At 40.2% G+C, this 12,411-nt stretch carries 12 protein-coding genes; 7 read left to right on the forward strand and 5 right to left on the reverse strand.

Annotation, left to right across the window (positions count from 1 at the left end; all coding sequences use genetic code 11):
• Positions 1 to 2 precede the first annotated feature (2 nt).
• The 5 genes from ACES2G_RS12080 to ACES2G_RS12100 are packed head-to-tail and all read left to right on the forward strand — an operon-like array spanning position 3 to position 4,607.
• The gene (locus ACES2G_RS12080; protein WP_374000290.1) at positions 3 to 425 is read left to right on the forward strand and encodes a hypothetical protein; all 423 of its coding nucleotides are present in this window, start codon (positions 3 to 5) and stop codon (positions 423 to 425) included.
• Positions 418 to 1,881 carry a restriction endonuclease subunit S gene (locus ACES2G_RS12085; RefSeq protein WP_374000291.1) on the forward strand — a complete coding sequence of 488 codons (1,464 nt, stop codon included), beginning with the start codon at positions 418 to 420 and terminating at the stop codon, positions 1,879 to 1,881. Before ACES2G_RS12080 ends, ACES2G_RS12085 begins: the two co-directional genes overlap by 8 nt.
• A 28-nt stretch (positions 1,882 to 1,909) precedes the next feature.
• Entirely contained in the window at positions 1,910 to 3,370 is a 1,461-nt protein-coding gene (locus tag ACES2G_RS12090) for an N-6 DNA methylase (protein WP_374000292.1), read from the forward strand.
• 29 nt (positions 3,371 to 3,399) lie between these two features.
• Complete coding sequence (locus ACES2G_RS12095; RefSeq protein WP_374000293.1) at positions 3,400 to 3,921, forward strand: hypothetical protein; 522 nt, start codon at positions 3,400 to 3,402, stop codon at positions 3,919 to 3,921.
• Positions 3,922 to 3,923: 2 nt separating this feature from the next.
• Entirely contained in the window at positions 3,924 to 4,607 is a 684-nt protein-coding gene (locus tag ACES2G_RS12100; protein WP_374000294.1) for a hypothetical protein, read from the forward strand.
• A gap of 61 nt (positions 4,608 to 4,668) precedes the next feature.
• On the opposite strand, the gene ACES2G_RS12105 is transcribed toward ACES2G_RS12100, so the two are convergent.
• The 3 genes from ACES2G_RS12105 to ACES2G_RS12115 all read right to left on the reverse strand — a co-directional run bounded on the left by ACES2G_RS12105 (position 4,669) and on the right by ACES2G_RS12115 (position 7,927).
• Positions 4,669 to 5,985, reverse strand: coding sequence for a reverse transcriptase domain-containing protein (locus ACES2G_RS12105; RefSeq protein ID WP_374000295.1), 1,317 nt, complete (start codon positions 5,983 to 5,985; stop codon positions 4,669 to 4,671).
• A gap of 4 nt (positions 5,986 to 5,989) precedes the next feature.
• Positions 5,990 to 6,559: an SLATT domain-containing protein gene (locus ACES2G_RS12110; protein ID WP_374000296.1), complete on the reverse strand. Its 570-nt coding sequence runs from the start codon at positions 6,557 to 6,559 to the stop codon at positions 5,990 to 5,992.
• A 207-nt stretch (positions 6,560 to 6,766) separates the two neighbouring features.
• The gene (locus tag ACES2G_RS12115; protein ID WP_374000297.1) at positions 6,767 to 7,927 is read right to left on the reverse strand and encodes a tyrosine-type recombinase/integrase; all 1,161 of its coding nucleotides are present in this window, start codon (positions 7,925 to 7,927) and stop codon (positions 6,767 to 6,769) included.
• A 652-nt stretch (positions 7,928 to 8,579) separates the two neighbouring features.
• Between ACES2G_RS12115 and ACES2G_RS12120 the strand changes: the two genes are divergently transcribed.
• Together ACES2G_RS12120 and ACES2G_RS12125 are read left to right on the forward strand one after the other, a co-directional pair.
• Positions 8,580 to 9,050 (forward strand): hypothetical protein, encoded by a 471-nt coding sequence (locus ACES2G_RS12120; RefSeq protein ID WP_374000298.1) that lies wholly within the window; start codon positions 8,580 to 8,582, stop codon positions 9,048 to 9,050.
• Between the two features lie 68 nt (positions 9,051 to 9,118).
• Positions 9,119 to 9,871: a hypothetical protein gene (locus ACES2G_RS12125; RefSeq protein WP_374000299.1), complete on the forward strand. Its 753-nt coding sequence runs from the start codon at positions 9,119 to 9,121 to the stop codon at positions 9,869 to 9,871.
• A 92-nt stretch (positions 9,872 to 9,963) separates the two neighbouring features.
• Here ACES2G_RS12125 and ACES2G_RS12130 read toward each other — a convergent pair whose 3' ends face one another.
• Both ACES2G_RS12130 and ACES2G_RS12135 read right to left on the reverse strand, forming a co-directional pair.
• Complete coding sequence (locus ACES2G_RS12130) at positions 9,964 to 10,380, reverse strand: hypothetical protein (protein WP_374000300.1); 417 nt, start codon at positions 10,378 to 10,380, stop codon at positions 9,964 to 9,966.
• Between the two features lie 9 nt (positions 10,381 to 10,389).
• Positions 10,390 to 12,387: an AAA family ATPase gene (locus ACES2G_RS12135; protein WP_374000301.1), complete on the reverse strand. Its 1,998-nt coding sequence runs from the start codon at positions 12,385 to 12,387 to the stop codon at positions 10,390 to 10,392.
• Between the last annotated feature and the right edge of the window lie 24 nt (positions 12,388 to 12,411).

The following is a 12,411-nucleotide window of genomic DNA, read 5'->3' on the forward strand; positions in this document are numbered from 1 at the left end:
GTATGGAAAAAGACAAATCAAACATTCGCAGAATCAATAATAAGGCACCTAAAGTTGAGATTGTTCCACATCCGGAAGAAATCTTGGAACTTGATGAGGAAACGGTTGCGATTGCTCGGGCTAAACTTGCGGGCCTTGATTTTGATGAGATTTATGGGGATGAGGATCGTACTAGCCCTGAGTTGATAGTAAAAATTCAAGCACAGAAGATTCGGGATCTTTTTCAGACACCTGAGGGATTGAAATTGGCATTCTCTTCGGAAGAGAAGATTCGTGGGGCGTATAAAGATATGATTATTGATGGGATTGATTTAGAGTTTGTAAAAAACTACTGCAATAAAAAACATCTCCCTACTAACAATGAATTAGACACTTTAATGAATATTGCTTTCAATTCGAGCGATCATGGGGGCTTGAATGTCTGATTCAGTTTTACCTGCAAACTGGGCAGAGGCGCAATTTGATGACGTTATTACATTTCGAACTGGTTACGCATTTAAATCTTCAGAGTTTAAACCAAATGGAGTCTTTGTCTTAAGGGTCACCAATATTTCACCATCGGGCGATATCGACCTGGATAATCCAATTTTTATCTCACAGAAAGATTATGAAGCTAAGTATAGAGATTTTTCATTAAATGATGGTGACGTTGTCATTGTAATGGTTGGCGCAACTACTGGAAAACTAGGTAGGATTAAACAAGAAATTCTGCCGGCGGTACTAAATCAAAATATGTGGAAGCTTTCACCTAAATATTCTGACGAAGTAGGTCGTAAATTTCTATATTATTATTTAAGACACATCCAACCCGAGGTACTAAAAGGTGCAGGCGGCTCGGCGACAGGATTTATTAAGCAAGGCGACTTTAAACAGCGTAAATACCCATTACCTCCTGTAGGAGAACAAAATCGAATCGTCGCAAAAATTGAATCCACACAAGAAAAAATCAAAACTATCGAAGAAAGTGTTTCAAAAGCTGAAGAGTTGATCGGCAAATACCGCGAATCACTTTTACAAAAAGCCTTCCGTGGCCAACTCGTTCCACAGGACCCAAATGACGAACCAGCTTCAGAACTACTAAAACGCATCCGCGCCGAACGAGCCCAAGCAACCGACAGCAAAAAAAAGGAAAAAGAAGACCTTCCCCCAATTTCCGATGATGAAATTCCATTCGAAATTCCTAAGTCTTGGGAGTGGGTTTCTTTAAAGTTAATTCTAGAAAAGTTGACAGACGGCACACATCACTCACCCCCAAATCACGATAAAGGGGATTTTAAATATATTTCAGCTAAGAACATTAAAGACTGGGGCATTGATTTGACAAAAATCACATACGTCTCAAAATCTGTTCATAAGGAAATATATTCGAGGTGCGATCCAAAGTTTGGCGATGTCCTTTTAATTAAAGATGGCGCTACCACTGGCATTGCAACAATAAATACTTTAGATGAGCCTTTTAGTATGTTGTCTAGTGTCGCACTTCTAAGACCATCTATTGGACTTACATCTGACTATTTACTGTGGTTTTTAAAAAGCAATGAATTCCAGGCACAAATTCTTGGCGACATGGCTGGTGCCGCAATTAAACGGGTAACACTGAGCAAGCTCGCAAATATGCTTATACCGCTCCCGCCTTTAAAGGAACAAGGCAGAATTATCGCGGAAATTAATATGAGTATTGGGAAACTAGAAGAAAGTAAGAAAGCATTGAACGATATAGCTGAAAATGCCAAATCACTTAGCCAATCAATTCTCTCATCGGCCTTCTCTGGCAAACTAGTTCCACAAAATCCATCAGAAGGAACTGGTCACGAATTACTTAAAAAAATTGAATCTGAAGAATCGCCAGCAGCTGAAACTAAAGCTTTAAAAAAACCTTAGCACCAGCAAAGAAGAAACGAGTTAAGAAATGACATCCAAATCCCAACTAACCTCAATTATCAACCAGTGTTGCGACATTTTGCGAACAGACGACGGAATCACCGGCGCATGGCAATACACTGAAGCACTTTCCTGGATTCTTTATCTCAAATTCTTCGAAGACAAAGAAAACGAACGCAAGGCACAAGCCGAACTCAATGGCGATGAATATCACCCACTCATTAAAAAAGAATATCAATGGTCGGTCTGGACAGAGCCCAAAAAGGGAAAAACTGGTAATGATTTGACCAAATGGATTAATGAAAGCCTGATTCCTTATTTAGCCTCGTTAAAAGGAACTAAAGAGGGTGATCCACGTGACATCGTTGCTGCCATTTTTAAGAACGTTCAGAATCGTGTGAACTCTGGATTTTTACTTCATCAAGTGATTGAGAAAATCCAAGCAATCCATTTTGACGTGGGTGAAGAAGCTTTTGCGCTATCTCATATCTACGAGGATCTTCTTAGAAACATGGGCGAAGGTGGCGGTAATGCTGGAGAATACTATACTCCCCGCCCACTCATTAAAACCATCGTACAACTGATTGATCCCAAAATTGGTGAAACAATTTACGATCCAGCTTGCGGAACTTGTGGATTCTTGGTCCAAGCGCATCTGTATTTGGAATCTAAAGCAAAGACAGCAGAGGCCCGTAAGATACTCAACAACAAGACTTTTTATGGTAAAGAGAAAACTCCACTTCCTTATGTCTTGGGTCTAATGAATATGACTCTTCACGAGGTGGACTATCCGCGTATCGCCAAAGAAAATACTCTTCAAACTGATATTCGCCAAATCGACGACAGAGATAAGTACAATATCATTTTAGCAAATCCTCCTTTCGGCGGCAAAGAGCAGGAACTTATTCAGAAGAACTTCCCTGTAGAGTCCACCGCTACGGAGCTTCTCTTCCTTCAACACATTGAAAAGTCCCTAAAGACAGATGGCCGTGCGGCAGTCGTCGTTCCTGAGGGAGTTTTGTTCCAAACCAATGCAGCATACCAAGCCGTTAAAAAGAAACTATTAACCGAAGCCAACCTTCATACAGTAGTAAGTCTTCCAGCGGGCGTGTTCTTACCTTATTCAGCTGTCAAAACTTCTGTATTGTTCTTTGATAAAACTAAGACAACTAAGGATGTCTGGTTTTACGAAGTTAAACTTCTTGAAGATAAAAAGCTCACCAAGAAGGCTGGCATCACAGAAGGGCATTTTGCTGAGCTACTGAAGCTGTATAAGAAACGCGACAACACAGAGCGCAGTTGGCTTGTACCTTTAGCTAAAGTTCTTGAGGCTGGCTGTAACCTTTCTGCTGGCCATTATAATCCACATGGCCCCGAGGAAGTTGAACTTCTTGAGCCAGAAGCATACGCGCAGGAGATTAAAGGTCTTTTGTCGCAAGCGATGAAGAGTGTTGATGAGTTGATAAGCGATCTTAATCCAAAGAAATAGTAAAAACTTAGCCCGCTTTGGGAGTAAAATTGGAAACTTGTTTTATCATTTCAGCCTTTGGCGACACAAATTGCGATAAAGTTTATGAAGAAGTATACGTCCCTATTTGTGCTAGTTTAAATCTAAAGCCAGTAAGGCTCGACAAGGTCAACGACGGCTCACTGGTTATGAATCAGATCATTACCAATATTAATGATTCAGAAATTATTATTGCTGATCTCACTCTCGCAAGACCAAATTGTTATTTTGAAATCGGGTATGCAATGGGAGCAAAAAGAGAATCAAGAGTCTTTCTAACTTGCAGAGAAGACCATAACTCTGCATCCCCTAATTACAAAGCAGAGGCACATCGGATTCATTTTGATGTTTCTGGCTATGATATAAATTTTTGGGAAATAGACGATTTAAAGAAACTTCATGAGCAATTAGAGGAGAAAATCAAGGCTCGCAGAACAAGCTGGACTAAAATAGATGCTACTCAGCACACTACTCCAAAGAAACCTCATAGCAAGCGATTTGATCAAATCGCTAACTCGGCCAATAAGGACTAACCATGACAGATTTAAATCAAATAAAACAAAACCTACCTGGCTATTTTGAGGTAATCGCATATTGCGCCGAGGAGGTTAAATTTGAACCCACGACACTCATTCCCGCCATGCAGGTTAGCGCTATACATTCATTTGGATGGCCTATTGGTGTGGTCTTAGAGAATCGAGACGGCTTTAAGCCAATCCACACACAAAATGGCGTACGCGCGACAATTGACTCAAAAGAAGGAATACTAGGTCCTAGTTATGACTTTTGGGAACTAACCAAGACCGGCGATTTTTATCTTTTAAAAAGCCTTTTTGAGGATCGACGAGGAAAAGCACTTTTCTTTTTTGATGTGAGAATTAAAAGAGTTGCCGAGACGCTTTTAAGGATCGGACGACTGTATAAAGCCTTAAAAATGGAAGAGACCAAATCAGTGGCCATTAAGCTGTCATATGGTGGCTTGAAAGACCGTCAATTATCCCCAGCAAGTTCTGACTTTTTTATTGCACTTCCTAAAACTTGTTCAGTCCCTAAATTTGAATATGAGCTACAAGCAAGTATTTACGAATTAAATGATTATACCTATATATCTAATAAAACTACTGAGATATGTAGTGAGTTATTTATACTTTTTGACGGCACTATTTTGAGTGAGGAAGTTTATAAAAAAATAATCTCGCAGTTTTTAATGAAAGTTTAAACTACCGCATCTAGGCATAAAAAATCCAACATTTAATTTACTCTTCGGTATCAAATAAAATCTATGATACCGAACTCATATCCTTCTCTAACTCTCTAATATCTCTGTATGCACGTTTTTTAAATTCATAGGCAATACTTTCATCAGACATCAGATCCACTTCCTCTTGGGAAAGTCCGCAAACATTAAGTAAAAATATTTTCTTCTTTTCCAACGAATAGCTATCCAAGTTTGGGATGTACTTTGTATTCTTCAAATTCTTACGAATTTCCCAAAAAGCACGAATGTGCTTTTTAATCCCCAAATTGTCCCGGGACAAGCCATTCTTTTTTAGCATACTATCAATAAAACTATCTAAAGCATAAAGCTGCTTAGAATCTTCATCTATCTGAGAGAAAAAGAACAGCCATCCATATCGTTCGCCATCTAGTATCGCACCCGTTACCTTTAGGTTTAAATCCCATGCCAACCTATCCAAACTTGGGCTATGGCCTTTCTTTTTCTTATTCGAAAAAGATGAAAATATTTTTAATATCGCTAAATAGTGTTTTTCATAAGAAGATCGTCGAATACCAACTGCAGGAAACCCGTTTTTCTCACTAAAACTATACCCAAGATAGTCAAAACCTTCTGATAGAATACCGTATCGACTCTTTTCTTCATTAACCTCAAGACCACAAGATCTAATTTTATCAATCAACTCTTCATTTGCTTTAGACAAGTCCTTCTGGCTCGAAGATAACAAAAGTATATCATCAACATATCTAGTAAATGTAACAGAAGTATCTGCAACAACGTGGTCTATTCGTCTCCCAAAGAAGTTCGCTAAATAATTTGATATTGGAATTCCTTGAGGAACACCCTTACTATTTAATTCCTTTGCTTTTTGATTAACAGGTGTTGTTGGATTCTTTATTGCTAACCTAATTAACGCTAGCAAATTCTGATCAGCTATTTGCGTTTTGAGATCACTCTCTAGGAGTTCATGATTAATATTGTCGTAGAATCCAGAAATATCAATTTTTCTATAGTAAATCTTGCCATCACGCAGGTCGCATGTAATTTTTGATATAATTTCATATACAAACTGCCTTTTTGCTAGAAAAGTTTCGTTTAGCTGTTCCAACACCCAGCTCAAAACCAATTTATCCCTAACGGTTGGTATCGATATCACACGCGGAAATTTCGATCTGCCTTTTAAAACTAACATTTCCTTATACGGACTGAATCTGTATTTTCCAGATTCAATATTTTCCACTATCTTACTAACCTCTTGATCCAGATTTGACTCAAATTTTTCTGGACGAATTCTGTCGATTCCAGCAGCAGAACTGTATTTTAATCTACTAATAAAAATTCTCTTCATCTTTTCATTCATAAAATCACAAATATTTGATTAGATAGTTTAAAAAAATGAAGATGGGCAATAGGAACATACTAATCCCCATCAACCACACTATTAAAAAGATTAACACATGTTTAGCATGGCGGGAAATCACCATGAGGTCAGTCTCATTCGAATCTATTTTCCTCAACAAAAAGATCCTCTCAAAATCCCAGCCCAAGTGATTATCTGATCTCTTCAAAATTTCCGAGTACTTCGCCGCCGCCTCATTTAATGGTTTTCCAAAACTGACTTGATATTCTAAGTCCGTAAGATCTAAATATGACGATTTCATTCGCTCAGCTTGAAGCTTAAAATTATACCCAGCGACAACCAAAGAAAAAACCAAGATAAAAAGTGAAAAAGTTGTACTTATCCAATCAAGTTTATGAGCTTCCACCGAGTTCATATCAATAAATTTCGAAAACAACTGAAATGCAGCGAACGCCACACTGTAATAAACCAATAGGAAAGAAAATATATTGTCAGTTTTAATTAGCCGACTCTCTGCATTTTGCCGTGCCTTTTTTGTTATCCAAATTCTATTTGAAAGTTGCTCTTTAGTCATAACTACGTCTCCAAAAAAATGAGTGACGAGCTTGCTATTTGCAAGATGAAATACCTTTCGGCATGAGGTTACCCTTAGTGAATAAATTCACTCTTCATTAGACACTTTTACCAGTGGGCAAAATTTACTTTCGAAAAACAAAAGTAAAAGCTCGTCACTCACTAAATATATCGGTATTTGTTTTTATTTTATAAAGGGCTTCGAATTTTATTTTTGAAGCATACGCTTCAGCATCGCAACCGTACCTTCGGTATGACCATAACCCGTGTAGTACTTCACACACACTTTGATATCATTACGAAGATTTTGCGCAACCTGGGTCATCGGTACACCTTTTTCCAAAAGATGTACCGCATGCGAATGCCGAAGATCATGGGGACCAACCCAGACTCGATTAGGCCCTTTTGGAAAAGCCTTTCTCGTAGCATCATAAAGTGCATCATAAAGGCTGTAGCGATACTGCACTTTATCCTCGAGCTCCACCCATCGTTCGACATACCGCTCAAAACCGGGAACGACGACGACCTGCCCTGCCGACCCCTTCTTAGGAGGAACTAGCTCCCCTTTTTTATCTATCTGATATTCGACGTTGATAATTCCTTTATTAAAACTGTCGATATCCAAAGCCAGGGCCTCACCAATGCGTAGGCCTGTTCCAAAAATAACATTGGCAAATAGTTTAAGGTTTTCCTCTTCAATGTAGCCAAGGATCTTTTGAAACTCATCTTCGCGACAAAATTGAATTTTCTTCTTTGGAACTTCAGGCGCTTCAAGTTTAAGCCTGCCCCCGGAGCCATTTTTTCGCTCCATCCAGCGCAGCATTTCATTCAGTCGTGCAATAGCCCGAGCGGCCTTCGCCGGCGAAGCCGCATTTTTAATAACGGCACTTTCAAGTTCATGCTTTTCAGCGGTAAAAATTGAAAGCGGCTCAATCAGACTCAACGCTTTTTTGATATCATGCCTAGGAGAGGATTTATCTTTTGTTTTAGTCTTCACCTCGTAGTGACCGACCCAATAAGCGTTGAATGCTTTATTGTTAATTTCAGACAAACGCGCATCCCTTACTGCTCTGGACTGTACTTCGAATTTGTCGTATTGCTTCTGAATTAGGTTTTCAAGGAGCGTCTGCACATCATTTTCGGTTATAGCGCCCTTTTGAAGTCTCTGATTGATAGAGACGACCTTTTCCTTCAGCTCGTCTGCCAAAGGCACGTAAACGCGTTTCTTACGATTTCCATCCTTCAAGTAATAGCTAACCAGCACCCAAGATTTTTTACCTTTTTGAGGAGCCTTTACGAAGTAACGTTTCTCCTCTTCTCGGGGAGAGTATGTATTGGATTCAGATGTTGCTTTGGCCTTTGCTGGCATGGACAGACCTCTTATTACTATCGGCGGAACTACGCTCGAAATTAAGAAGAGTCTGATATACGTTTTGCGCCTGGGTGACAACTTGATCAGTATGCCCCATTGCCTTGGCAAGGGACGAAAGTGCCTTGGCTCTACGATATAGAGTTAAGTTATTGATTTCACTAGGTTTAGCCTGTTCTAACCCATATTCCATCTGCTCTAACCCCAAAAAAAATCCCGACATACATTTCGTATTCGGGATTTTTAAAAATTCCTAAGTAAAAATAAATACTTAAGACTAAACAAAATTTGGTAGTGAGAGGCGGTGATGCCCTCGCCGCTTCTAACTACCGGATTTAAATAGCCTTTTCAGTTATATCAATAACTTAGGCCAAACCGCTTATGCACAGACATATACGGAAATAGTCCGATATTCAATGAGGCTGTTTGCATTTGTTTGCAAATCTCCAGAATCAGCTCCTAGTTGCTCGACAAAGACTCGTCGCATTATAACATCAAAAACCAACTTGAGATCCAATGCTTTACTTAATGCGACAATTACATTCAACCTTTACACCGATATCAAAGCCGATATCCTACTCCACCATATATGCGTGAGAACCGCTGTGGTCAAAGGTTCCGCGCCCAACCCTCTCGAGATAAGGAAGTGTGCGTGGACCCAGTAACAACTACGGTTGCAGTTATGACCGGCGTGACCCAAGCAATCAACATCACAAAAACCCTCAAAGAGTTAGATCTAAAGCTCAACGAAGCCGAAGGCAAACTAAAGCTCGCAGATCTGTATATTGCTCTTTCAGATGTCAAAATGAATGTTGCCGACCTAAAGGCGGCGATCCTCGATAAAGATGACGAAATCAAACAGTTGAAAGAGCAATTACAGCTTCAAGACGAGATGCAATACAATGGTGTCTTTTACTTCAGAGCCCTCGGCGAAAAGAAAGATGGACCATTTTGTGCTCAATGCTTTGATAGCGAAAAAAAGCTCATCCGCCTTCACAATTACATGTCCGGATGGTGGGAATGTAAAACTTGTGATTCAAGATACGAAGAAGATGTTAACTCTGGCGCACAGAGAAGAGCCAATACAAGAGTAGCCATTGATTACGACCCTCTAGACTACTAAGATACTCCATCGAAGAATCACCACCTTAGAAAAGCACCCCTCAATTTAAAAATTAAAGAAAGAACAGGATGTCAGAAGCCAAAGCGACTGCCACGTCAGTCGAAGACCTTCAAAAGCGACTGCAGGAAAAATTCAATCAGCTTAACCAAGACGTTGAAAAGATCCTTGATACCGCAATGGAGGGTTACAAACCAGATGGCCTAGGCCTTATTTATTTCCACATGGAAGGATCTGCAAAGCGCGCATCCGTTTTTCTTCCAGAGGACGAGATCGCCTTCGACAGCTTTCTTAGAAAATACAAATCGCTTCCGGAATATCAGCATCCTAAGATTACCGTAAGAGGCAGCTCTGCAATACTTGCGAATGAAGCAAATTACCGGGCAAAACTTTCTGAACTTAGACCAATTTTTTCCAATCAAAATGATCCAATTTTTTACACAAAAATTCATGGAAAGCTTTCCCAGATTTTCCTGGGAACTTACGACGGTGGCAGTCTAAAAATGAAAATCATTTCTCAAGGACCCACGGGCGAGATTGATCGTACTCCCGAATATTTAGCGGCGATTAACGCACGCAAAAAAATTATCTCGCGAGCTATTCAACTATCTGATCTAGATTTCTTATATAACGGAGTTCTTCAGCACTCTGATGCACGCTTTAGTGAGCGTTACGAACGCGAGTATAGGTCAGGCGAACTTAGCCTTACTATCGCGAAGAATGCGCTTCTAGCCGAAAATATGGTCCAGTGGTTAGACCTACACGTACCACCGATGGAAATACTCTGGCTCAATGGATATCCTGCTCCCGGATCACTCCTATAGAGAAGAGGGCCCTAATTAGTGCCTCTTCTCTATACTTATCTACTCGCTATCATCGCCGTTACTTAGGTTCAAACGTATTTTTTGAACATCTATTAAGGAATGCGCGCGTCAAAACGCTTAATAAAATATCCCATAACGTTTACTGTATCCACACGCTGATTCTTCTTCGATTCAAGAACTATGGAGTCACCATTATAAAAAATCGACACACTATCCACTACGATATTGTCTTCGATTATTTCAAAGCCAGTATCATCGCCTTTCATTTTTAAACCCAATGACGGTGTGCCACTGCCGTACGCAAGCGTAAAATGGTTGCCTTGCTGATGAAGACTTACAATCTTCCCAATTCTTCCGAAAAGGGATTGGGCCTTTTGAAGCTCATTACAAGCGACCCCAAATTCTCTTGCTAGGTCTCCAAGCAAAATTCTACGTTTTTCCTCCGACTCTCGCTGCTCCTGAGCTTTATTAAGTCCATGCTTTTTTGATAGATCATCTTCCCAACTCATGGTGACCTCCTAAGCATCCAACATCGCTGCTGAAGCCAACATACTTGCGGTTTTCAAATTCTTCTTTGCCGATGCCTGACTCCCGTCGAGAATCGCATTCAAGCGCTCAAAAAGCGCATTGGCACTCTGTAAGGTCGCAGTATTAATTTTATTTAGCAAATTACCTTGTTCACGGAAAAGATACTCTGCCGGTAAGTAGTGATTAAACTTACCGCCGCTAATGTTGTGATCGACAAAATATTTCTCAACTCTCTTAACAATACGGGGTCCCTGTGAAAGGCTTTCAATCGTTAGAGCTTTGGTTAGTTTGTCTGCGTAAACAGCATTCACTAATTCCAAATAAAAGCTAGGATCGAAAACATCTTCAATATCAGCCTCCTGCTTATCTGAAATGAAATCGGTAATCTCGATTACGCTCGATTCACTAAGATGTTTATGTTGCTTTAATTGCTGAACACGCTGTTTTTCATTATTACTAATATCCAGCAAAACAGCTAAGTTTAGGCGGTTTCCACCAAACAATGTGACGAAAGTGCCGACGCGATCAACTCCACCGCACGGAGTGACAGTCCATCTCGCATCAATTCCAGATTGTCCCTTGGCTCGCAATGCGTTTCCCAGCGCCTGCAGATACAGCAGATCAGATGGACCTTCGACCAATAGGATATTGGGACCAATAAATAAAGATTGGGTAATTTCGTAACCAAGTGCCGCCTGAAGAGGAAAAAGAGTCTCTGAATCACACTTGAAGATATCCTTCGAAATGACCGTTCCGATCCCATCAAGATCTTGAACAGTTCTAACTCGTTCCCAGTTTTTTGACGGCACTAAAGATGGCGAATGGGTCGTGAATAACACTTGATACTTCGGGGCAAGCCGCTCATCGATAAATCTCAAGAAATCAGTCTGAGCTGTTCCGTGCAAGTTCAATGCTGGCTCATCCAGTAGAAGGATAAGGCTTCCCGAAGTTCCGTCGAGCTGAGAAAAGTACGCCAGGAATGAGAAGAACCAGACGAAGCCACGCGATCTTTCATCAAAAGGAACTGAAACTCTGTGACGATCGTTCCAAATTCGCACATGTAAGTTTGTTCCTTGATTGAAAGGGGGTACTTCGCCAGAGTGGCCAGGAGAAATATCGAACTCCACTCTCAAATGTTTGTTCTGGCTCCAGTACTCAAAAACCTCATCAGAAATGCTTGCAGATGCTGCCTCAAGCTCCGCCTTCAATGGTTCGTACTTTTGGTTATTTTGAAACTCAGATAGCTCAGTACCCGCATTCGCAAGGAGAGCTAAAAAAGTTCTATCTGAGTCAGTTAGCGTACTAGGGTTATTTGATAATTTCTGAGATAAATTTTGAACGTTTACCGTGCCTTTAAGAACACTGTAGTCTCCGAAGTACACGAACTTGGGAATAAACTTAACCAGATATTCATTAATCACACGATGCGAACAATCACTATAGTTCTTCTTCAAGTTCTCAAGAAGTTCTGTGGTAGCCGGAGTTCTATCAGTTAATTTTTCTAAGCTTTCAATTGCAGCCTCTAATGATTTTGCAGTCTTTCCAATATCCTTGACCTCGGAAGGAAGACTTTTTTCAGAAAACAAATGGGCCAGAATTTTGCCCTCATTTAAATCAACGATCCATGTACGCTTATTTGCATAATTCTTTTCTACAGTTACAGTATTCTTTTTTAGAGAACTGACACCGAATTCTTTTTCAATTTCAGAGATTTCTTCTTGAGTTAATTCAAACTCAGCTTTGACTACCGTCGCAGGGTTTGCTTCGTGTTCCTTTTTATACTTGGTGTATTCACGACGAGGATAGTCCTTTACGGGATCAAAATTTCCTCTCGAAGCTTCAACGGGATTAAGCTTCTCCAAAGCTTGAATAAATGTAGTTTTGCCGGACTCGTTTTTACCAACCAAGGCAAGAACGTTCTCTGCATCAACCCATGTAGAATCATCAATACTTCTAAACTTCGTAACACGTGCGCGCTTAAGCTTCATGATACCCCTCATAGTGAATGAATA

It is taken from the genome of Bdellovibrio bacteriovorus (assembly GCF_041888015.1).
Taxonomy (GTDB): Bacteria; Bdellovibrionota; Bdellovibrionia; order Bdellovibrionales; family Bdellovibrionaceae; genus Bdellovibrio.

What these genes read in the sequence shown, in the direction of transcription:
- ACES2G_RS12080 (WP_374000290.1), top strand. Translation starts at nt 3, where the DNA reads ATGGAAAAAGACAAATCAAACATTCGCAGAATCAATAATAAGGCACCT.
- ACES2G_RS12085 (WP_374000291.1), top strand. Translation starts at nt 418, where the DNA reads ATGTCTGATTCAGTTTTACCTGCAAACTGGGCAGAGGCGCAATTTGAT.
- ACES2G_RS12090 (WP_374000292.1), top strand. Translation starts at nt 1,910, where the DNA reads ATGACATCCAAATCCCAACTAACCTCAATTATCAACCAGTGTTGCGAC.
- ACES2G_RS12100 (WP_374000294.1), top strand. Translation starts at nt 3,924, where the DNA reads ATGACAGATTTAAATCAAATAAAACAAAACCTACCTGGCTATTTTGAG.
- ACES2G_RS12105 (WP_374000295.1), bottom strand. Translation starts at nt 5,985, where the DNA reads ATGAATGAAAAGATGAAGAGAATTTTTATTAGTAGATTAAAATACAGT.
- ACES2G_RS12110 (WP_374000296.1), bottom strand. Translation starts at nt 6,559, where the DNA reads ATGACTAAAGAGCAACTTTCAAATAGAATTTGGATAACAAAAAAGGCA.
- ACES2G_RS12115 (WP_374000297.1), bottom strand. Translation starts at nt 7,927, where the DNA reads ATGCCAGCAAAGGCCAAAGCAACATCTGAATCCAATACATACTCTCCC.
- ACES2G_RS12125 (WP_374000299.1), top strand. Translation starts at nt 9,119, where the DNA reads ATGTCAGAAGCCAAAGCGACTGCCACGTCAGTCGAAGACCTTCAAAAG.
- ACES2G_RS12130 (WP_374000300.1), bottom strand. Translation starts at nt 10,380, where the DNA reads ATGAGTTGGGAAGATGATCTATCAAAAAAGCATGGACTTAATAAAGCT.
- ACES2G_RS12135 (WP_374000301.1), bottom strand. Translation starts at nt 12,387, where the DNA reads ATGAAGCTTAAGCGCGCACGTGTTACGAAGTTTAGAAGTATTGATGAT.